This window comes from Ruegeria sp. B10 (assembly GCF_056539825.1).
This window is the reverse complement of sequence record NZ_JBQFVP010000020.1, coordinates 43,483-64,023: the sequence shown is the minus strand read 5'-3', so window position 1 is coordinate 64,023 and position 20,541 is coordinate 43,483. Positions and strand designations below refer to the sequence as shown.

15 protein-coding genes and 1 pseudogene are annotated in these 20,541 nt (G+C 52.9%); 9 read left to right on the top strand and 7 right to left on the bottom strand.

All coding sequences use genetic code 11. The features are described 5' to 3' along the window. The 4 genes from ACR0J4_RS21665 to ACR0J4_RS21650 form a co-directional block, all read right to left on the bottom strand. The coding region (locus ACR0J4_RS21665; protein ID WP_480668815.1) for a PA14 domain-containing protein at positions 1–1,346 on the bottom strand (1,346 nt) is incomplete at its 3' end. A gap of 459 nt (positions 1,347–1,805) precedes the next feature. Further along, on the bottom strand, positions 1,806–3,212 hold the full coding sequence (locus ACR0J4_RS21660) for a hypothetical protein (protein ID WP_170644122.1): 1,407 nt from the start codon (positions 3,210–3,212) through the stop codon (positions 1,806–1,808). An 18-nt stretch (positions 3,213–3,230) separates the two neighbouring features. Continuing rightward, positions 3,231–3,827, bottom strand: a complete 597-nt coding sequence (locus tag ACR0J4_RS21655) for a polysaccharide biosynthesis/export family protein (protein WP_170644120.1) — start codon at positions 3,825–3,827, stop codon at positions 3,231–3,233. 708 nt (positions 3,828–4,535) lie between these two features. Continuing rightward, complete coding sequence (locus ACR0J4_RS21650) at positions 4,536–5,561, bottom strand: replication initiator protein A (RefSeq protein ID WP_170644118.1); 1,026 nt, start codon at positions 5,559–5,561, stop codon at positions 4,536–4,538. A 394-nt stretch (positions 5,562–5,955) separates the two neighbouring features. On the opposite strand from ACR0J4_RS21650, the gene ACR0J4_RS21645 reads away from it, so the two are divergent. Together ACR0J4_RS21645 and ACR0J4_RS21640 are read left to right on the top strand one after the other, a co-directional pair. Next, complete coding sequence (locus ACR0J4_RS21645) at positions 5,956–7,395, top strand: AAA family ATPase (protein WP_480668816.1); 1,440 nt, start codon at positions 5,956–5,958, stop codon at positions 7,393–7,395. A 120-nt stretch (positions 7,396–7,515) separates the two neighbouring features. Then, positions 7,516–8,541, top strand: coding sequence for a ParB N-terminal domain-containing protein (locus ACR0J4_RS21640; RefSeq protein WP_170644116.1), 1,026 nt, complete (start codon positions 7,516–7,518; stop codon positions 8,539–8,541). A gap of 126 nt (positions 8,542–8,667) precedes the next feature. On the opposite strand, the pseudogene ACR0J4_RS21635 reads toward ACR0J4_RS21640, so the two are convergent. The 3 genes and pseudogenes from ACR0J4_RS21635 to ACR0J4_RS21625 form a co-directional block, all read right to left on the bottom strand. Then, positions 8,668–9,033: pseudogene (locus tag ACR0J4_RS21635) on the bottom strand (transposase); the annotation flags it as partial. Between the two features lie 135 nt (positions 9,034–9,168). Next, entirely contained in the window at positions 9,169–9,537 is a 369-nt protein-coding gene (locus tag ACR0J4_RS21630) for a DMT family transporter (protein WP_170644114.1), read from the bottom strand. Beyond that, positions 9,534–11,009, bottom strand: a complete 1,476-nt coding sequence (locus ACR0J4_RS21625) for a UbiA family prenyltransferase (protein ID WP_170644112.1) — start codon at positions 11,007–11,009, stop codon at positions 9,534–9,536. The genes ACR0J4_RS21630 and ACR0J4_RS21625 overlap by 4 nt, the downstream gene beginning before the upstream one ends. On the opposite strand from ACR0J4_RS21625, the gene ACR0J4_RS21620 reads away from it, so the two are divergent. The 7 genes from ACR0J4_RS21620 to ACR0J4_RS21590 all read left to right on the top strand — a co-directional run bounded on the left by ACR0J4_RS21620 (position 10,986) and on the right by ACR0J4_RS21590 (position 20,366). Beyond that, the gene (locus ACR0J4_RS21620) at positions 10,986–12,869 is read left to right on the top strand and encodes a phospholipid carrier-dependent glycosyltransferase (protein ID WP_170644109.1); all 1,884 of its coding nucleotides are present in this window, start codon (positions 10,986–10,988) and stop codon (positions 12,867–12,869) included. The genes ACR0J4_RS21625 and ACR0J4_RS21620 overlap by 24 nt on opposite strands. Before the next feature lie 16 nt (positions 12,870–12,885). After that, positions 12,886–14,913 (top strand): acyltransferase family protein, encoded by a 2,028-nt coding sequence (locus ACR0J4_RS21615; RefSeq protein ID WP_170644107.1) that lies wholly within the window; start codon positions 12,886–12,888, stop codon positions 14,911–14,913. Between the two features lie 963 nt (positions 14,914–15,876). Continuing rightward, positions 15,877–16,446 (top strand): dTDP-4-dehydrorhamnose 3,5-epimerase, encoded by a 570-nt coding sequence (gene rfbC, locus ACR0J4_RS21610; RefSeq protein WP_170644134.1) that lies wholly within the window; start codon positions 15,877–15,879, stop codon positions 16,444–16,446. Continuing rightward, on the top strand, positions 16,443–17,483 hold the full coding sequence (rfbB, locus tag ACR0J4_RS21605; RefSeq protein ID WP_170556538.1) for a dTDP-glucose 4,6-dehydratase: 1,041 nt from the start codon (positions 16,443–16,445) through the stop codon (positions 17,481–17,483). The genes rfbC and rfbB overlap by 4 nt, the downstream gene beginning before the upstream one ends. After that, the gene (rfbD, locus tag ACR0J4_RS21600; protein WP_170644105.1) at positions 17,480–18,358 is read left to right on the top strand and encodes a dTDP-4-dehydrorhamnose reductase; all 879 of its coding nucleotides are present in this window, start codon (positions 17,480–17,482) and stop codon (positions 18,356–18,358) included. The genes rfbB and rfbD overlap by 4 nt, the downstream gene beginning before the upstream one ends. After that, positions 18,359–19,228 (top strand): glucose-1-phosphate thymidylyltransferase RfbA, encoded by an 870-nt coding sequence (rfbA, locus tag ACR0J4_RS21595; RefSeq protein ID WP_170644132.1) that lies wholly within the window; start codon positions 18,359–18,361, stop codon positions 19,226–19,228. Positions 19,229–19,673: 445 nt separating this feature from the next. Next, a complete protein-coding gene (locus ACR0J4_RS21590) occupies positions 19,674–20,366 on the top strand; it encodes a sugar transferase (protein WP_170644103.1) in 693 nt (230 codons plus the stop codon). Positions 20,367–20,541: the final 175 nt, after the last annotated feature.

Sequence of the window (20,541 nt, the reverse complement as noted above, 5' to 3'; positions counted from 1 at the left end):
GTGTCACCGCCGGTATCACCCGAGCCGGTGTCCCCGGTCCCTGTGTCACCGCCAGTATCACCCGAGCCGGTGTCTCCGGTCCCCGTGTCACCGCCGGTATCACCCGAGCCGGTGTCCCCGGTCCCTGTGTCACCGCCAGTATCACCCGAGCCGGCGTCTCCGGTCCCTGTGTCACCGCCGGTATCACCCGAGCCGGCGTCTCCGGTCCCCGTGTCACCGCCGGTATCACCCGAGCCGGCGTCTCCGGTCCCTGTGTCACCGCCAGTATCACCCGAGCCGGCGTCTCCGGTCCCTGTGTCACCGCCGGTATCACCCGAGCTGGTGGACCCAGGGTGACTAAATGCTTCGCCACCAATAATCTGACGCTGCCCATCACTGTCCGGGCCCGCCCATTCTAGCTGTAAAGATGCGGCGCCACGGCGCTCAAAGTAGAAAATTTCGATATCATGTGAACCAGCGCTCAGTTCAAGCGTGACCCGTTGTTCGCGCGTAGCGTGCAGACCATCATTGTCGATTACCGGTTCACCGTCGATATAGAGCGCCGAACCATCATCTGAAGTCAGGTAAAACGTATAAGTCCCTCCGGCCTCAACATTCAGATTACCTGCATAATGCGCTGCAAAATGATTTCTCGGGCCACCTTCCCAAAATCCGCCTCTCTCATAAAGAATGGCAAGCTGGTCAACGTTGGCCGTCTCAACCGGAGTTGCCTCAAAATCGACATCCGACAAATTGGATATCTTGTTAGCAGGTGTGAAATAACGAGCCACAAGACCCGACACCTGTGTACTGGCCGAATCCGCATCTCCAGTATTGCCAGTATCAACATCGTCTTCGGCGCTGCTTTCGTCGGCACTCGACCCTATACCGTCAGAGCCCGTTTCATCATCAGCGCGCGTATGACTGAATGTTTCGCCTTGGATAATCTCGCGCTGGCCACCACTGTCCGGTCCAGACCACTCCAATTGCAGGGAAGCATCTCCAAATCCCTCAAAATAGCGGATTTCGATGTCATGTGAGCCGGCCCCAAGATCAATCGTGACAGTTTGTTCAATATCACCATGCAAACCGTCATTATCAATCACCGGCTCGCCATTTATATAAAGTGCCGAACCATCATCCGAAGTTAGGTAGAACGTATACGTACCACCAGAATCGATATTCAGCTGCCCGGTGTAACGCGCCGCAAAATTGTCTGTCGCACCACCAAGCCAGAAGCTTTCCGCGCTGTATCGCGTCGCAAGTCTTGAAACCGTACCAGTCGCTGAGGGAAGTGCATCAAAATCAATCTGGCTGAGGTCTGACACACCAAATTCCAGAGTAAAGTATTCCGCATATAGGCTCATGACTGTACCTGCTCTTGAGTTGAAGCCTGCCTGCCAGGCCCTACTGTTTCCATTTTTTTGCACAACACGGCTAAATTAAGACAATATTCTGGCGCCTCACGAGAATCGCAGTCACGACCACCACATATTTGCCCCAACAGCCAAATTTACCAAGATCACAGATACCTAGAAGCGGATAGTTTCAAAATCCTAAGCGCTTCAATGATCAGAAGCTTAGGCATCATTTATGGGCAAAAAACAGCTGATATACGCCATCGTAAGCAAAAAAACACGCATATTGAAAAACCCTTGAGAGATATCTCAGAAAAAAATCAGCCACAGATTGATTGCATTTTTAATACGCCCTCGAAATATCAGAGGCTGAATATTCTTCAGGCTGGGCAATTCCTGAAAACGAGGCGCAAAGGGCAAAGTGAAAACATATGAATCAATCTTTCGGAGCGCTCAAAGCATTTTCACTTATGGCCGCCATAAGAAATCTCGACCCAGTGCGACAAAAACCAATGGCGAATTTGCACGCCCAACGCCCTCTTCATCCCGGCTCCGATAGCTAACGCCAGTGTTGAAATTCCAATCCTGAGTTAGCCTCCGGCTGTAAACAGCATCAAGATCAAAGCGCGCAACCCTAGGATCGCTTGCCGTACCTTCTGCAAGGGCATATGTCGCCCGAAACCCCAGTTGCGAAACGGCACTAATCCCAAAAACTACTCCAAGATCTGCGACGGTTTCCGGCCGGTATTCCCGGCTATCTGTGACACCGATGCCTCGATTGATCCGGGCAAAAGCTTCGTGCGCGCCGAATTCATACGCATATGCCAGCGCCCCAATGAAATCGACTTCTCCATCAGAATCGCGCGCGACACCGACATCGGCGGAAAACGCTCCGTCTGGGATATCTATACTGCGCCCGAATGTCAGTGTATTCAAACGCCCCGGCGTATCGCGTAAAACGACAAACTCAGCCGACACATCTCCATTCGACACATCATATTGCCAGCCAATATCTCCAACAGGGCCCGTAACGAGAATATCGCCTTCGACCTGATCGCGCTCGTCAATGTCAATGAAGCCTAAAGACCCCTCAAGCCGCGCCCGGGGCGAAAGCTCATGTTCTATTCTGAAAGCGATTTCTTCAGTGTCGCGGTCAGTCTGCCCTTCGCTTTCATCCTCGTAATAAATTGCCGTCAGATCGATGGCTGCCCTGGTCCGCGGTGAAAGATCAAAAGTAACACCCGCCCGGGCGGCAACTTCATCGCTTGCAAAAAGATCCGGATTGGAGGCGTCCGAGTAATCGATCCCGTTCACTGCAACTTCCAGATTATATCCAACCAGATTCTCGCGCCCGAAATCGATCCGCCCGCTCACCAGATACTCATTCCGAATGCCCGTACCGGTCAGGTCATCAAAGTCGCGCGGCAACAAAATGACCCCATCGTCATCCGTAAAGGTCAATAAGGAGCGCTGGAAGCCAATGTCATACCGAAGAAAATCGGCACTCAGATTCAACCCGGCATTCGCGGCTTCACGATCATACTCGAGTTCCAGAATGGCATCGCCAAAATCGATCTCGCTCTCTTGCTCGGGAAGATTTGTAAACCGTAAAGCAGTGGTGGCATCCAAAGAAAATCGCTGCGTCCGGGTTTCATCGGATAATCCAAAAGACAATATTGTCGAAGCAATTGTGCCTGATCCTTCTTCAGGTACCTCTAGCCCAAGGTTTTGCCCCGACTCAATACGCTCAGTAAGCCCGAAAGTCATCACGCGACCACCGGGATCAACCTCCTGTGCTAAAGCGGTATTCACGAAAATCAAAGGTATCCACGCAGCATTAACAACCACTGCGTGTATGTATTCTTTGTGTACCACGTCGCTCTCGTTACCAAATTACTCGAACAATCGCCTAGACGGGATGACAAGGACATCGCCCTCCGACAATCTGACGGCTGATCGTGAAACCGTACCGTCAAGAATGGAGGCATAGTCGAATTTGAAAACCGTTTCCTTGCCCGACCTGTCTGTCCGGCGCAGGGCAATTCTCTTGGTGGCGGCAAACCTGGTAAACCCCCCGGCCTCTGCAACGAGCTGCAATAACGTGGTACCGGGTTCAACCTCAAACTTACCCGGTTCTTCCGCTTCGCCGATGACATAGACACGGATCGGGTCAGGGTCTACAGGTTCGCCCACTTCACCCAGCGATACAAAAACATTTGGGGTATCCGCAAAGTTGGGTGCCAATAAATTCGCCAGATCACTTCGAAGCTGCTCAACACTGCGCCCTCCAGCAACAATCGAACCAGCTAATGGCATCGTAATCCGCCCATCAGGGCGAACAAGCACATCCCGGTCGAGCGTAGCATCCTCGAGAACCTCAATTTGCAGTGTGTCGCCGGGTTGAATGCGGTAGCTACCTTGAGCCAGAGCCGGCACAGCAACCGCAGTTGTCAGAACCAATGAAACAAGCAACGCAATTAATGAATGCATATTTATTCTCTAAAGCTCCCGCTCTTACGCCAAACCTTTTCAACCCGTCCGACCCCAAATACATCTTCGATGGGTCCCGGACAGTAGGCCCACTCTAGCCTTGAAACTTACAGTAAAGCCACGTGTATTTGCGACCCCTTAACAATTTGGATTCAGAATGGCTCTGTATTGATCGCACCGCAACACCGAAGCGGACATGATCCATCGGCTGCATCAGGGTTAAATTTTGCCATGCTTCCGCATTTTGTTGGCAGCCTGGCAATTCATTTGAATATCACTCATCCAAGGGTATGGGCTAAATGATGCGCTTTCTGCGCTGGATCATGCCTCACGCACTGAGAAGATGCGTATCGAGAACAGTCGCTAGCAGGCCTGCCTATTCGGCTTGCAACAAACTCCTGCGCCCCTTGAGCAACCCATCCCCTGTTTTACCGACATCCTGAAAATTTGTCTGGCAACCGATCCCCTTCAGGAATAAGCCTGCTCATCCGCTTTCGCCCAGGTTGTGTTCAGGCAATAAATATCATGCTGGTTGGACTGATCATACTAGGGATGGCCCTTGGGGCATTCACGGCTATTGGTGTATTGATATTCGGTCATGGTATTATTGCAGCCCTGATTGGCTATATTACTGCCGGGATCCTCCCGCTTCTGGTGGTCTGCATCGCACAAGCCGTCCGTTCCGAAACATGCCAAACTAAAAAGGAGTCATCCGGCCGGGTCCCGCTTTCTCAACCACCCCAAAAACGCTTTGTCCGGGCTTCTAAGGGGCACACGACCCGATTGAGCCCAGAAAGCTCGCCAGTCGGCTTCAAGCGCATAAACATCCTGACCCGGTGCCAACGCACGCGCTTCTGCCAGCGTGGCCGGGGCAAGAAGTAGAGCAGCCCTCTCTCCCACCTCGACCACCACATCCCGGCGGCTGACACGGATGATGTCACCCGGTTCTTCTTCCAGGTGATAGTCGGGCAAATGATTGGCGGCGATCATATCGCGCAGCATCTTACGGAACACCCGGCGCGGTGAGGCTGAACCGGATTTTTTCAGCAGCGTCTCGACCGACACCCGCCAGTCTGGCTGACGACCACAGTGCTTGCGCGCCAACTCGTAGATCCGGCGCTCCAGCGGTTTGCGCAGGCGGAAGTAGTCGCGGCTGAGTGTCAGCACCGATTTAGCCAGCACCGCCCGGAACAGCCAATCCGACAATTTGACCGACACGCTGACCATCCGCCCTGCCCGCGTGTGGCGCACGATCTCCCAGCTTTCGATCAAGCCGAAGCCTGTGGTCGTCTCAACCCCACCGGTAACCATGTTGGTGGTGATGCGGGTACCGGCCAGCCGTTCAAAGGCTTCGCGCAGCCGCTTGTAGCCATCGCCCGAGGTTTCCCGGTTGGTCGCCACCAGCAGGTCATGCGCCTTGAGGTGCAGCACCCGGCTGACGGCGCGGCCTGCGTTGATCGCAGCCATCAACTGACTGATGCAGAAGATCAGAATATCCTTGTCGTGGATCGTCGCCAGCCCCCGGACCGAGGGTGTGACGGTGATCTCGACCCCGTTATGCTCATAGTTCAGGATTCGCCGATCCGGGCGTGTGGACAGCGAGAACATCGGATGTTCCATTGATCCCATGTCCGTCTTGGGCAGCGCATCGAAGATATCGCAAACAAAGAAATCCGCTGTCGGATGCCTCTCGGGCAACAGCCCCCCTGCCCCGGCAGGGATATCCGCGCTCATGAAAAATCACTCAGAACTGAAACGTTCCAGCCCATACCTCTGCCCCTGATCTGCCCGAATCTTTTTCGTGGTTTTATTGACGCCTACCCTAAAGTTATCCACAGACCGGGTAAAGCGTCAGATCGTGGGTTCAGAGTCAGGGCAACGTGGGATCAGAGTCACTCGATCGTGGGTTCAGATTCACTCTGCCTTAAAAAAACTGCTAAAATATATTATTTTTCAACGCTTTATGTTTTCGATATTCACACCGTAACTAATAAATAACCTTATTCTAACTAAAAAAAATTCGACAAGGCCTAAAACCTACGGATTTCTACACTTCCAGCCCCTTGATTTGCTTAGAAAATATTGGTTGATGCCGTTAGTTCTTCCATATGTCATGTTTTATGGTACTATGGTGAAAACACAGCATATCGAGCAGAAGAACATGGCGTTATCTCCGAAAGACGGGCTTCCACCCTATTTCAATATTGATCCCGACACCGCCCTTGCCGAGCTAGGGGATCCTTCAACCACCGCCAGTTTTGCAACTATTGCCGGGGCTTGCTCTCAGGGGCGCGAAGACCTGGCGAGCCGAGGATTGGAGAATGGAGAAACACGGCAGTTGCGTTTGTTCTCCACCTGGGAAATTACCCGTTATCTGATCCCGGTTGCGGCCCCCCATTTCCGTCGAGTCCTGAAGGCCAACCCAGATTTGCCTCAGGGGCGATCAGAATCCGAAGGCGGCGCCAAATGGTTCACCTTGGATGAGGTGCTGCGGTTGCGCACTCATTTTGCTTCAGAAGGGTCGAAAGCAAAAGAGTACCGCCCTTATCGGCCCGAGGGGCTACCTGCCAAGCTTGTTTCCGTTGCCAACTTCAAAGGCGGTGTTGGCAAGACCTCGACCTGCGCGCATCTGGCAATGTCAGCGGCACTGGATGGCTACAAGGTTCTGGTAATAGATCTGGACAGCCAAGGGTCCATGACCTCAATCTTCGGTGGCAAGGTCACCGATGAATGGCAGACCGTGTTTCCCCTGCTGGCGCGTCACTATGCCGGATATCTGCGTCGTGAAAACCAGGGACGTCTGGACCGGGGTGAGACGCCCCACCCTATCGATGACACTCTGATGGAGGCGCTCGATACGCGGGCCAGCAGCCTGATCCAGAAAACACATTGGCCCAATATTGATCTGATCGGGGCGCAATTGAATCTCTACTGGGCCGAGTTCCAGATCCCCGTCTGGCGGATGCAGGCCCGCGGCTGGAAGCTGTGGGATGCTCTGACGGAAACGCTTGAGGCGGATGGTGTTCTGGCCGATTACGATCTGATCTTCCTCGATACCCCCCCTGCCCTTGGTTATCTGACGATCAACGGACTAGCGGCGGCCGATATCTTGCTGGTCCCGATGGGGGCTTCGTTCCTGGAGTTCGATTCCACGGGGCGATTCTTTGACATGCTCCATTCGACTTTTCAGTCGATCGAGGAGGGCGAAAACATGGCCGCCCGTGCTCTGGGGCGCGAAGAAATGGCCTTTGAATGGGATGCGGTGCGCACTGTTATCACGCGCTATGACGGCACCCAGCAGGCAGAGCTGGCCGGCTTGATGCAATCCTATCTGGGTAGCGCCTTATCGCCTCACCGACAGGAATTCACCGCGCTGATCGGTCAGGCGGGAGAGCAGGTGAATGGGATCTACGAGGCGGACTATCGCGACTTCAACCGCGAAACCTATGCACGGGGCCGTGAGACCTTCGATGAAACCTACGCCGCTTTCAAGCGGTTGGTTCTGGGCATCTGGCGGCGCGAGGAGCTGGCTCGGATCGCTGAAGAGCAGCCCGAAGTGGCGGTATGACCCCCCTGCCCTGCCTGATGAATGTTTCGCGCGCGAAACACTTGCCACGCGCACCGTACGGATCGGTGGTCGGACGACATGCAACTGAGTCTATGACCCGCAGATTAAGGAGGATTTGACATGGCAAAACGCAAACGACTGACCCCTGCCCGCGCCGATTTCCAGTCTGCCGGAACCCCGGGCACCGCACCGGAAACGAAATCCATGTTCCCGTCCGTTCAAGCTGCGCCCCCGATCGCGCAAGTGGCCGGCGATACGGCGCTGCAGGCTGCTGTTGATGATCTGAGCGCTGAGATCCGCACTGCCCGGGCCGAGGGCAGGCTGGTACAGCAGGTGCCACTGATGGCCATCGAGGAGGCCCATCTGGTACGCGACCGGATTGCAGTGGATGGGGAAGAGATGTCAGCCCTGGTCGAAAGCATCCGCGCCCGCGGCCAGCAAACCCCTATCGAAGTGGTTCAGTTGTCCGAGGACCGGTTCGGCCTGATTTCCGGCTGGCGCCGCCTGACAGCGCTGAAGGCGCTGTACGCGGAAACCGGAGAAGACCGCTTCGCCACCGTACAGGCGCTGCTAAGACGCCCAGAGAACGCCTCAGACGCGTATCTGGCGATGGTCGAGGAAAACGAAATCCGCGTAGGGTTGTCTTATTACGAACGCGCACGGATCGTCGCACGTGCAGTAGAGCAGGGGGTATATCCGGATGAAGGCAGCGCTCTGCGGGAGCTCTTCGCTACAGCCAGCCGTGCCAAGCGTTCGAAGATCGGTTCGTTCATTGCGATTTATCATGCGCTCGATGAAGAATTGGGATTTGCAGCTTCAATACCTGAGCGATTGGGGTTGGCTCTATCCAAAGCTCTCAAAGAAGAGCCTAAACTGAGACTGCGTATTTCCAAAACACTGCGGAATACTCCTCTGGGGACCCCCGCAGCAGAAGCTAAGGTGATCTCAAGTTTTCTTGCTAAGAAAGAACGAGGCCAGCAGGACCGAGAAGAACCTGACATAGACGCCAAGAAAATCTCTGAACGAATTGGAAGTGTTCAAGTCCAACATGATGTGGATAAACGAAAACTGGTGCTCAGTGGCTCCCGTCTGGACGCTGAGTTTGTCGAGCGCTTGAAAACATGGCTGCAAACTGAGATCGGATAATGTTCGGACCTGCGGTATTTTTTGTTCCTATTTGAAGGCTTAATTGTGCAGTCGTAGGGTCAGGAATCGTTCTTACTTCATAGCCAGAATATGACGGTTGCGGCGAGAGCGATGGTTGAGAGGAAGGCCTTTGGTTCTACTGATCATGCGACCGCGTCCCCCCCTTTACGGCTAAACTGGACGATGTGCAGTGGGCTTTCACATAGGTGGCACCGATCATGACCGTCTTCTCTTCACCATGTTCAGCGGCCAGGCCGACCATCATCTGGGCAAATATGCCTTTGTCACTCCACCGCTTCCAGCGGTTGTACATGGTCGTGTGAGGCCCGTACTCCCTGGGGGCGCATCCTGCCATCGTAACCCATTGCGGTTGATGAAGATAATCCCACTCAACACGCACCTATCATAAACGCTTGGTTTGCCATGGGGCTTGGGAAAGAAGGGCTTCAGACACGCCATCTGCGCGTCACTTAACCAAAAAAGATCGGACATGTTCACCGCTCGTTTTTTGAACCGTGAATCACACCGCTACCCGAAAATCAATGGGTCCTGACCCTAATCGCATAAGTGTAAGCCAAGGAGTAACCCCGTGGTGGTTTTATCTCTGCCTAATGCGGTATTGATTGTTCATGTTGACTGAGAAATTACCACCAGTCCTGAGACAATCAAGCATACACCTATGATGCGCCCAACTGAGAGTGGCTCACCCAAAAAGAACACTCCAGAAGCCAGTACCATTACAAAACTCATTGCAACAAACGGATAAGCAACAGAGAGTTCCAGCTGGCGCAACGCAAATAGCCAAAGAATGGTTCCGACACCGTACAGGGCAAGGCCTCCAATGACATATGGCGACAAGAGCATTGCGAGAGATTTACCAAGTATGGATGCGTCCGCACTCCAGCGGACCCGTTCTACCCCAATTTTGAATGATGTCTGCGCCAGCGCGGATAGAGACACGCTGGCAAAAACAATGACAAAGCTCGTGAGATTCATTGTAATACCCAATTCATGTCAATCAGACGTGCGCCCAAAATTATTCCGCCTGCGAGTAGCGCTGTCACCTGACTGGAACGGTCCCTCAAAGCAAAGACAACTGGGTCGTCGTCAATGCGTCCACGGCTGGCCCACATCCATGCACGATAAACCCAAAGCATCATCAATGGGACAATTAGCCAGAGTAATTCTGGGGTTTGATAACGTTCTACAATTCCTGGGTTGTTGATGTATTGTGCAAGCGTGAGCAGCGCTACGGCTCCATTGGAGATTCCGAAGATTTGCACCATAATCAAATCGGATGTGCTGTAACCCCGTTGGGCAAGTGGTTGCCCGTTCTTTGTTTGGCTCAGTTCTATAAAGCGTTTCATGTACGCGAGGCTGAGAAAGAAAAAGAGTGAGAAACTAAGAAGCCAGGGGCTGACCGGCACCATGATAGCTGCCGCTCCGGCGAGTATCCTAACTGTGTATAAAAGTGCCAAGGCGACAACATCGACTGTCGAATATTTTTTGAGCCAGATCGAATAGCATTTAGTCATGATGATATAGCCGATCAGTACTAGGCCGAAAATGGGGCCGACCGCAAAGAAGGCTATGATCAGCGCGAGGCCAAACAAGGCAACCCCAACCAGCAGACCTGTGGTGGAAGCCAGTGCACCGCTTGCGAAAGGGCGGCGACATTTGCTGGGATGCATGCGGTCTGCTTCGATATCCAGTAAATCGTTGAACAGATAAACGGCTGAGGCACAGGCCGAGAAAGATAGAAAGGCCAGAACCGACAACACTAGATTATGCAGTTCGGTATAGGTGTGCGAGAAGAGCAAGGGCAGAAAAAGGAGGGCATTCTTGCTCCATTGATGCGGGCGCATTGCACGTATCAATGGGCGGGGCGTGGGTTCCTTGTCGTTCAGCAGAATAGAAACCAATTTGGGGTCTTCTGCCATCAATTCTTTTGCCTTGAGCGGAGCATTCACAAACCCCCGCAGCGTAGCGACGCGCCAGATTGGCAGATCCGCTGTTGAATCGCCTATGTATTCAAAACTCTGGCCTTCTATGTAATTTTGAATGGCCTCTAGCTTAGCCTGTCCCTTCATGTTGTGACCGGGTCCAGAGGCAATGATGCCATCAAACAGTCCTAGGTGATCTGAGACCTGACGTGCGATTGAAATATCCGCAGCGGTCGCCAGTATAACAGTCCTACCGGCGTTTCGGGCAGCCTGTAGATACGTAACGACAGTTTGGTTGTACGGCAGCAGTTCAGCTTGTAGTTCCACTGTCTTGGCAAGCTGATGTTTAAGATCAGCACGATCCCCGCGCGCCAGGGTAGGGACGATCATCTTCACGCAATCTTTGTGACGCAAACCGCGTATCAGAAGTTCCAGCGCCACATCGGTGCGCACAAGTGTTTCGTCTAGATCTACAAAAAGGGGAACATCTCTGTTTTGCTGATGGAATTCGGAACTTGGTATCATGTTTCTGTTTTGCAAACTATTCCACCGTTACTTGGCGCATTATGCATTGTGAGGGATGAAGATATGGGCCAACCTTGTGCGAATTGCTTTCATTTCAAAGAACATAGTAGTTTCTTAAAAGGTAACCCGGGTACGACTTGTTTCATGTTAAATAATAAATTTGACCAAAAAACAGCTATAATTGTGCTGAGTCTATGTCTTTACCTGATCGCTTTGGTTCTGCGGGCAAGCGGAGCGGATTATGGTTATTTTCATGGGGATGAGCGCATAAACGATGCGGCGAAGGTTATGACAGGGCAATTGGTTCCCGGCCAACACTTTTATCCGCCGCTGATCAACTATCTCAATGCTGTGGCTTTTGCTGGACTGTTCACGTTTGGTCTGGGGACGGGAATGTGGAGTTCTCCCGGTGAGTTTCGGGCCGCGTATTTTGAGGACCCGACGCCGTTCTATCTGACCGCTCGGTATACGACAGCGATGATCAGTGCATTGATGGCCCCGCTGTTTTTTGCCTTTGCCCGTCAAGCGCAATTGAAGACCCCAATAGCGGTGTGGATTGGTCTGATGGGGGCCTTGTTTCCACTGGGCGTTTTCATGGCCCATATCGCCAAGGGAGACAGCGCTTTAGCTGTTGCGATTGTTTGGGTATTTTTCTGTTTGTGGAAGCGTGTAGAAACGAAGCACCCGAAGCGGTGGGATTTTATGACCGGATTGGGTGTTGTTCTGGCGGTCAGCTTCAAGCATTCGGCTGTTTTCATACTGGGGCCGCTCGCGATTGGCTGGATCATCATTCTGTTGCGGCGGGAAGGTCTGCAGTCATGTTTAGCCTCGGCATTGCAGGCAGGGGTAGGCGTTCTGATCCTCTGGCCCATCTTGAATATTGGAATTTTGCTCGACCTTGAGAATTTCCTTGAATACCAGGAGATTCAATCCGTGATGTCTGTTCAGGAGGGGGAAGGCTTTGCTGTCGGGCTGACCACCCTGGCGGTACGGTCACTCGATTTATATTGGGGCCTGAACCCTGTTATTGCCCTGCTTGTCTTGTTGACGCCATTGGGGTTGCTAGCAAGGAGGGTAATCTACCTTCCAAATCGAGATGTTCTTTGGGTCATCTGGGGATCATTGATGGTTGGCAGTCTCATGACAGCCTATATCGCGGGATCCAGGCAGCCTGAGCACCTCTGGATCGCAAATTTTGCTGGTTTTTTGCTGCTTGCATGTATGGTTCTCGGGAGCGCCGCGGCGGTGGCAGAGAGGGGCTGGCGTATTGCTGCGCTAAGTGTGGGGGGCGTTGCTACCCTGTTGGCGGTTGTGGGGGCAGCTGTTCCCGTCAGCCAGGCTATGGCGGTACCTGTAACGGAAGATCTGGAAGCGTATCTGAGTAGGAATTTCGGTGCGGACCGTATACTGACGTCTCAACCTTTGGGGGTGCAGCAGCATGCGTTGGCGCAAGACATGGAGTTGCAACGCTTAGACAGGCTTGCCAAAAAATATAGTGTCGAACTACCGGAAATGGCGCCTGAGCGCCTGATACGGAATACCAACCCGAACGCGCTTTTTTACGTCAATGCCCCAAGCGCAATGTACGGGTTGGAGGATGTCGACGAAGAGGACGTCAACTATGAGGTCAAAGCCCACAGTTGGCCACTTCAGAAAGAAGAATGGCAGCTTGGATACTGGCGAGACAAAGGTTTTAGAATCTTGGTGGTCCGGGATCTTGACTATCTTTTGACCGAAGTTCCGTCGGATTTGATGCGGGATTATTACCAGTCCGTCACCGAACAATGTTTGGCTGTCAAAACATTTGAAGCCCGCAAGCCGCTTTTTCTAGAGCGTCCCGTTACAGTGTTCGAGTGTTGAAAAAGGAAGCACGGCTTTGACGTATCGTCCAGACATTGATGGCCTGCGTGCGATCTCTGTTGTTGCAATCGTTTTTTTTCATTTTGGTGTTCCTGGTTTTGGCGGTGGGTTCATAGGGCCGGATGTCTTTTTTGTCTTGTCGGGTTTTCTAATCGCCACGCGGATATTTGATCAGGTTGAAAAGGGAGAATTTGTATTCTCAGATTTTTATTACCGCAGAGTTCGTCGCCTGTTCCCAGCCTATTTCCTCATGCTGAGCGTTTCTCTGCTGTTGGCCTACTTTCTACTGTTACCAGAGGATTTTCGTAGCTTTTCCAAGAGCTTCGTTGCAGCAACCGTATATCTTTCGAACGTTGAGTTCTACCGGGAGACCGGGTATTTTGACACAGCAGCTCACTTCAAGCCGCTCCTGCACACTTGGTCTCTCTCTGTTGAAGAGCAGTTCTATCTGTTTTTCCCAATTGTCGTTGGTTTTCTGGCGTGGATGTCACGCCGTCAGTTTTTTTTCGTTTTTTTGGGTCTCAGTATTGTCTCTTTTATGGCCGCGCTCATCGTAGTTGAGGCTAACAGAAGCTTTGCATTTTATATGTTCCCCCTACGCATCTGGGAATTGGGGCTTGGGGTTCTTGTCGCAACCGGTTGTTATGTTTTACCTAAGATCAAGCTCGCAATCATAAGGGAAGTGCTCGCTTGGTTTGCACTTGCCTTGATCTTGCTTCCGGTTCTTCTGTATGAGCCGACGACGAAATTCCCAGGTTTGTCGGCCGTCCCCGTCTGTTTAGGCGCATGGCTCATCATACAATTAGATTTTGAACGCCCTACTTTTGTTCAAAAATTCCTGACCCTTAAGCCGATTGTGTTCATCGGAACACTGTCTTATTCGCTCTATTTGTGGCATTGGCCGTTATTTGTGTTCTACAGTTACACAAACACAAACGGGATCGGTCCGTTAGGGGTCACTATTATGCTCCTTGTCACGTTTGGTATATCTTATCTGAGCTACCGCTATGTCGAGGCGCCATTTCGGACCGGAGCCTATGGAATATACTCCACCAAGAAAACGGTTTTCACGTCGACCATAGCGATGTCTGCGGTACTGATGGCGGCAGGCTTCCTTGTGTTCCAGAAAAATGGGATGCCTAACAGATTTGACGAACAAACGCGCGCAGCAATTGCGGCGACTGATCTGTTTGGTGACATTTCGCAGGATTGTGTTTTGGACAGTGCGCAATCGCGCCTCGAGGATATAGAGTATTGTGAAATCGGATCCCCTTTTGAGGCGGAGCATTACACGCTGATTTGGGGCGACTCTCATTCGCCAACATATCGACATGCCTTCCGAGACACTCTACCAGACGCTGACGCGCTTATCGTGTGGAGCGGCGGTTGCCCCGCACTATTTGATATCAGAGTCGATGAATATGTTGCGACCGCAGCGACAGATCGCGAATGTGAGCAGAGAAATGCTGCGGTCAAACGTCTCGTGACCGAAGACAAGCGGATCGATGCGGTGATTATCCTAGGGCGCTGGTCTTATTACGGGCAGGGTACTGGGATCGGTGCAGATATTCAGAACGAAATCAAAATTTGGCCGCAAGGAGAGGCGTTCGATCCGTCAGCTGATCAATACGAAGTCTACATCGAAAGTTTTGAGCGAACGATCAACACGCTACGTCAGCAAGGCTTGAAAGTCTTTGTGATAGAGCAACCCCCTGAGTTCCCAGAATTCAGTGCTCGTACCTTTGTCATGAACAAATTAACCGGAAGAATATCGGAAAATGAAATAGCAGCGTTTGGCATTGTCGATGTAGAGACGTTGCTTGCGCGTCAGGGGCCGATGATGGGGCTTCTTGACCGGCTTGAACGGCAGGGGGATATTACCGTTTTGCGTACGCATGACAGCCTCTGCGGCGACGATACATGCTCTCTTATGATGGATGGCGCACCCCTTTATTTCGACAACAACCATCTGGCAGCAGCCATGGTGCCGCGAATATCTAGTTTATTCGTTCCCGTTGCCCTGCATCACAAAAGTGCTCAGTAATCCTCTGGTTTGTATTTTGTACATTTGGCGGCTTACCCCACCTTCCATCGCCTAGAAGATAGAGGGTGGGCGAGGAGTTCTGAACTTCTCCAGTATACGTATGATTGGCCGAACTAGCTTTTGGAAAAAAGGAACCATCTCCGACTATTTGGATGTGAAAATTCTTTGCGGTCACTACTGCAACTCTTAAACTGTCATATTGTATGTTTGTGTAACACAAACACCTTATCCTGTCATACTCACCAAGAGCGAGCGGCTGAGCTACTTGAAAAAGTAGTACCACCAATCTGTCTGACGTCAGCACCTTTCGGACAGATTTAGGGGTTTGAGAAACCGAGGCTTCCTAGTTTGTCGTAGCTTACATGGAGTGAAGATGAACGAGAGGCCCGGAGTATAAACGTCACTGACAAGTTGGTCAGTGACGTCAAATGCAAGAATTGCGAGCACCACTAATTTTCGGTGGGATTGCCGCAAAACCTAGTGTTGGAGGTCTCAACGCGCGATCAGACAACGGTTGTTCACCAGCTTTATTTGCCAATTGATAACGACTCGTCTTACGTCGTAGCCGATGCTTGAGTATCTTGAACACAACGGCATGGATCACGTTTTTGAGGCCCGCCAAGTCGCCCGTAGATCCCGGGACGAGATTTGGCGTTTGTATCAGACGACAAAGCTAAGCCTTGTTGAAAAACGACTTTCTGCCGGGAGCCCTCGAATACCAGATCGGAGCCCTTGTCGATCACGGAAACAGCTGACGATACTACGAGCTTTTGTAGTCTAACACCCGCCGATGTCGATCGTCGCAGGGGTGCGAAAAACTCTGAAGATGGACACTTACAAACTATATGATCTTTTGGACGGCACTGCAGAGCAATGTGACAATTTGATTGACGATGTATGATCCGTCGATATTACGATTCATAGAGTGATATATCGGTATAGTGGAATGAAGTGATTGTGCCTATGAATTTAGTATCTTTTGCTATCCCGGGAGTTGTTTTAATTACGCCCGAGCGTTTTGGGGATCAGCGTGGTTTTTTCGAAGAAACGTATAATCTGGACAGTTTTACAGCCCAAGGCATCGACACAGTCTTCGTTCAAGACAACCACTCGCTTTCGGGCGCTGTGGGAACGGTACGGGGTCTGCATTTCCAGGCTCCACCAAGGGCGCAGGCCAAGTTGGTTCGCTGTGGACACGGCCGGCTTTTTGATGTTGCCGTGGACATTCGCAAGGGTTCACCCACATTCGGCCAGTGGGTCGGTGAGGAACTGAGTTTTGAGAACGGGCGGATGATGTTGGTGCCCGCAGGGTTTGCCCATGGGTTCATGACATTGGAGCCTGAGACCGAGATCATTTATAAATGTTCCGACACCTATGCACCGGAAACAGAAGGCGCTATTCGGTGGGATGACCCTGATGTCGGAATCAACTGGCCGCTCGATCTGGCCGAACCGCAATTGTCTGATAAAGATAAAATCGCACCGTTTTTGCGGGACATCGACAGCCCGTTCACAATTGAGGATATCAAATGAAAATTCTGGTGACAGGCGGCGCGGGCTTCATCGGCTCAGCCGTGATCCGGCGCGCGATTGCCGATGGTCATTCGGTCGTCAATGTTGATGTGCTGACCTATGCGGCTTGTCTGGACAATGTCGCCTCGGTGGCGGATGCGCCGGGCTATGTTTTTGAACAGGCCGACATCCGGGATGCAGGCGCGATGGCAGCGATCCTGAATAAACACCAGCCCGACACGATCATGCATCTGGCCGCCGAAAGCCATGTAGACCGTTCGATCGACGGGCCTGCGGCGTTTATCGATACCAACATCACCGGCACCTACGTCCTGCTGGAAGCCGCGCGGGCCTATTGGGTCGGGGCAGGCAAACCCGATACGTTCCGCTTCCATCACATCTCGACCGATGAGGTCTTTGGTTCACTCGGCGAGACAGGCTTCTTCACCGAAGACAGCCCCTATCAGCCAAATTCACCTTATTCGGCCTCAAAAGCGGGGTCGGATCATCTGGTCCGGGCCTGGCATGAAACCTACGGCCTGCCGGTGGTGATGACCAATTGTTCGAACAATTACGGCCCATACCAGTTTCCCGAAAAGCTGATCCCGGTGGTGATCCTGAACGCGTTGGCCGGCAAGCCGATCCCGATCTATGGGGTAGGGGACAACATCCGCGACTGGCTGCATGTCGAAGACCATGCCGAAGCGCTGTTACTGGTGTTGGAGCAAGGTAAGCTGGGCCGCAGCTACAATATTGGCGGTGAAAACGAGATGACCAATCTCGATCTGGTCAAAATGCTCTGCGCGATCCTCGACCGATTGAAGCCGGGCAAAACGCCTTATGCCGATCTGATCAGTTTTGTCACCGACCGCCCCGGCCATGATCGTCGCTATGCCATCGACCCGGCCCGTATCCGGGAAGAACTGAACTGGCGACCCTCGTACACACCTGAAACCGGGTTGGAGCAGACGGTTCAGTGGTATCTGGACAATGGTGCATGGCTGGCCGCCCTGCAGGACCGCAGCGGCGTCGGAGAGCGGCTCGGGGTGGCCGGATGAAAGCGCTGGTCTTCGGGCATAGCGGACAGGTGGCCACGGAACTGCGCAGGCATGCGCCGGCGCATGACATCACGATCGAGGCGCTGGACCGGTCCCAAGCGGACCTGTCCGACCCACAAAGCTGCACCGCCGCGATCCGAAACACGGATGCCGATGTGATCATCAACGCCGCCGCCTATACGGCGGTCGACAAGGCCGAGGATGAACCCGCGCTGGCCCAGGAAATTAATGGCGATACGCCGGGGGCTATGGCACGCGCTGCGGCAGACCGTGATTTACCCTTCCTGCATATCTCGACCGACTATGTTTTTGATGGGGCAGGGGCCTCGCCCCAGACTGTTCAAGACCCGACCGGTCCGCTGGGTGTGTACGGCCAAACCAAGCTGGACGGAGAGCGCCAGATCGCCCAAGCAGGCGGGTGGCATGCGATCCTGCGGACAAGCTGGGTGTTTTCAGCCCACGGTCATAACTTTGTCAAAACCATCCTGAGGTTGGCTGAGGCCCGAGATAGCCTGACCATTGTGGCCGACCAGACCGGCGGGCCGACTCCGGCCGCCGATATCGCCGAGACGCTCCTGACCATGGCCAAGACCGGAGGGCAGGCCGAGGGCGGTTTGTTCCATTACTCCGGCGCGCCTGATGTCAGCTGGGCCGATTTCGCGCGCGAAATTGTCTCGCAGGCGGGTCTGGCCACTCAGATCACCGATATTCCAACAACAGATTATCCGACCCCGGCCCCCAGACCGCTAAATTCGCGGCTGGAGTGTTCGCGGCTCAATGACATTTACGGGCTTGGGCAGCCTGACTGGAAAGCGGGCCTGGCGCAGGTGCTGGCCGAGCTTAAGGTCACCGATCGCCCTGCTTCGAAAGGATAGATCATGCAACGCAAAGGTATCATTCTGGCTGGCGGCTCAGGAACGCGGCTCTACCCGATTACCATGGCGGTCTCAAAGCAGCTGCTGCCGATCTATGACAAGCCGATGATCTTCTACCCGCTGAGCGTGCTCATGCTGTCGCAGATCCGCGAGATTGCGATTATCACGACACCGCAGGATCAGGAGCAGTTCCAACGCCTGTTGGGCGATGGCAGCCAGTACGGTTTGTCGCTGACCTGGATCATCCAGCCATCGCCCGACGGTCTGGCGCAGGCTTATACATTGGCCGAGGATTTTCTGGCAGGTGCGCCTTCCGCAATGATCCTGGGCGACAATATTTTCTTCGGTCACGGTCTTCCGGACCTGTTGCGTGCTTCAGATGCGCAAGAGAGCGGCGGAACAGTCTTCGCCTATCGCGTGGCCGATCCCGAACGCTACGGCGTTGTCGATTTTGAGGGCCAGAAAGTCCGCAGTATCATCGAGAAACCGAAAGTCCCGCCCTCAAACTATGCGGTGACCGGTCTCTATTTCCTTGACGGCGACGCCCCGGCGCGCGCCCGTCAGGTTCAACCGTCCGAGCGCGGGGAGTTGGAGATCACATCCCTGCTCGAGATGTACCTGAACGAAGGGCTGCTGAATGTTCAAACCATGGGCCGCGGCTTTGCCTGGTTGGACACCGGTACGCATGGATCGCTGCTGGATGCGGGGAACTTCGTACGGACACTGACGGATCGCCAAGGTATGCAAACCGGCAGCCTGGACGAGATCGCTTGGGCCAATGGCTGGATCAATGATGAAGCGCTTGAAGAGCGGGCTCAGCTATTCGCCAAATCCACATATGGTCACTATCTAAAATTGCTATTGAGTTGACGGCCCGCGCTTTTCAAGGCGTCAGCGCCTCTTGTGTGCATGACGTCTCGGAAGCAGATGGAGATGCGCGAATCAAGGGGTTGGGTCCTAGAGAACATATCCATCCACGTTTGCCATTTGGTATTTTCTCTAAAGATGAGAAAAACGCAAAAAGAGTAGGGGCTCCGTGCATTCAACCCCAGATTGACAGACCGTGTGGTGAGATAAACAATTTTAGGCACTTTGCGAAATTGTAGCCAGAGTAAGGCTAGAATTTGCCATCCTGGCGCAATTGCTTCGTTGTGATGGAGTTCATATACGTATAATCTCAATATTAAGTAAAAAGGCGCCATAGTTGTCCATCTGAAGTGTTTCGATGTATCAAAGGCGCTGGGTCATTTTGTGCCCCGCAATGTGTGGGTTAGTGGTGAAGCCGTATTTAAGGCTTTGGGTTTAAAGGTAAAAAATGTCTATTCAGGATACGAATATTTCCGCTGAGGTTCGGCCTTGTAGTACAACCATTCGTGCGCGGAGCTCAACGGCTCACTCCACACAGCTATATCGCAAGATTTTTAAACGGTTTCTGGATGTAGCTTTTGTTCTGCTAGCATTACCGATTGTTCTGCCCGTTGTAGCCCTGCTTGCAGTTCTGGTCGCCCGGGATGGTAGTAGCCCGTTTTATGGACAACAGCGTATTGGCCGGGACGGTCGCGTTTTCACAATGTGGAAGCTGCGCACGATGGTGCCCAACGCACAATCGCTTCTGGATGATTATCTTGCCCACAATACCTTGGCGCGGCTTGAATGGGAGCAGACGCAAAAGCTCAAGGATGATCCTCGGATTACACCATTTGGCAAGATTCTCCGCAAGACATCACTGGATGAGTTGCCACAGCTGTGGAATGTGATTGTCGGTGAAATGAGCTTGGTTGGACCTCGTCCGATGATGCCCGAGCAGCAGAAACTCTATCCCGGTAAAGCATATTTCTCGCTACGGCCCGGGTTGACCGGCTCATGGCAAGTGTCCGAACGCAACGCCAGCACATTTGCAAGCCGCGCGGATTTTGACACCTCTTATGCGGAAGATCTGACGTTCAAAACTGATGTTGGCATTCTCTATGCCACAGTGGGCGTTGTTGTACGGGCAACCGGGTACTGATTCATACCCGACCCTCTGTCTTTGAGAGACGGGCTGATCAGATAAGGGCGATGAATCCTTTCTTGTTGCAGGGCAATCACAAGAGGCTGCTCAAATCCTATTTCCCCGCCGTGATGAGTTAAGCGCAAAAACTGCTCAATGGCAGAGATGGTGCTGAATTGTGCGCAAACCGGAA

Excerpts from the sequence above, each read along its gene's own strand:
- rfbC (WP_170644134.1), top strand. The coding sequence starts at position 15,877 with ATGAATTTAGTATCTTTTGCTATCCCGGGAGTTGTTTTAATTACGCCC.
- ACR0J4_RS21640 (WP_170644116.1), top strand. The coding sequence starts at position 7,516 with ATGGCAAAACGCAAACGACTGACCCCTGCCCGCGCCGATTTCCAGTCT.
- rfbB (WP_170556538.1), top strand. The coding sequence starts at position 16,443 with ATGAAAATTCTGGTGACAGGCGGCGCGGGCTTCATCGGCTCAGCCGTG.
- ACR0J4_RS21620 (WP_170644109.1), top strand. The coding sequence starts at position 10,986 with ATGGAATTCGGAACTTGGTATCATGTTTCTGTTTTGCAAACTATTCCA.
- ACR0J4_RS21625 (WP_170644112.1), bottom strand. The coding sequence starts at position 11,009 with ATGATACCAAGTTCCGAATTCCATCAGCAAAACAGAGATGTTCCCCTT.
- ACR0J4_RS21630 (WP_170644114.1), bottom strand. The coding sequence starts at position 9,537 with ATGAATCTCACGAGCTTTGTCATTGTTTTTGCCAGCGTGTCTCTATCC.
- ACR0J4_RS21645 (WP_480668816.1), top strand. The coding sequence starts at position 5,956 with ATGGTGAAAACACAGCATATCGAGCAGAAGAACATGGCGTTATCTCCG.
- ACR0J4_RS21650 (WP_170644118.1), bottom strand. The coding sequence starts at position 5,561 with ATGAGCGCGGATATCCCTGCCGGGGCAGGGGGGCTGTTGCCCGAGAGG.
- ACR0J4_RS21655 (WP_170644120.1), bottom strand. The coding sequence starts at position 3,827 with ATGCATTCATTAATTGCGTTGCTTGTTTCATTGGTTCTGACAACTGCG.
- rfbD (WP_170644105.1), top strand. The coding sequence starts at position 17,480 with ATGAAAGCGCTGGTCTTCGGGCATAGCGGACAGGTGGCCACGGAACTG.
- ACR0J4_RS21590 (WP_170644103.1), top strand. The coding sequence starts at position 19,674 with ATGTCTATTCAGGATACGAATATTTCCGCTGAGGTTCGGCCTTGTAGT.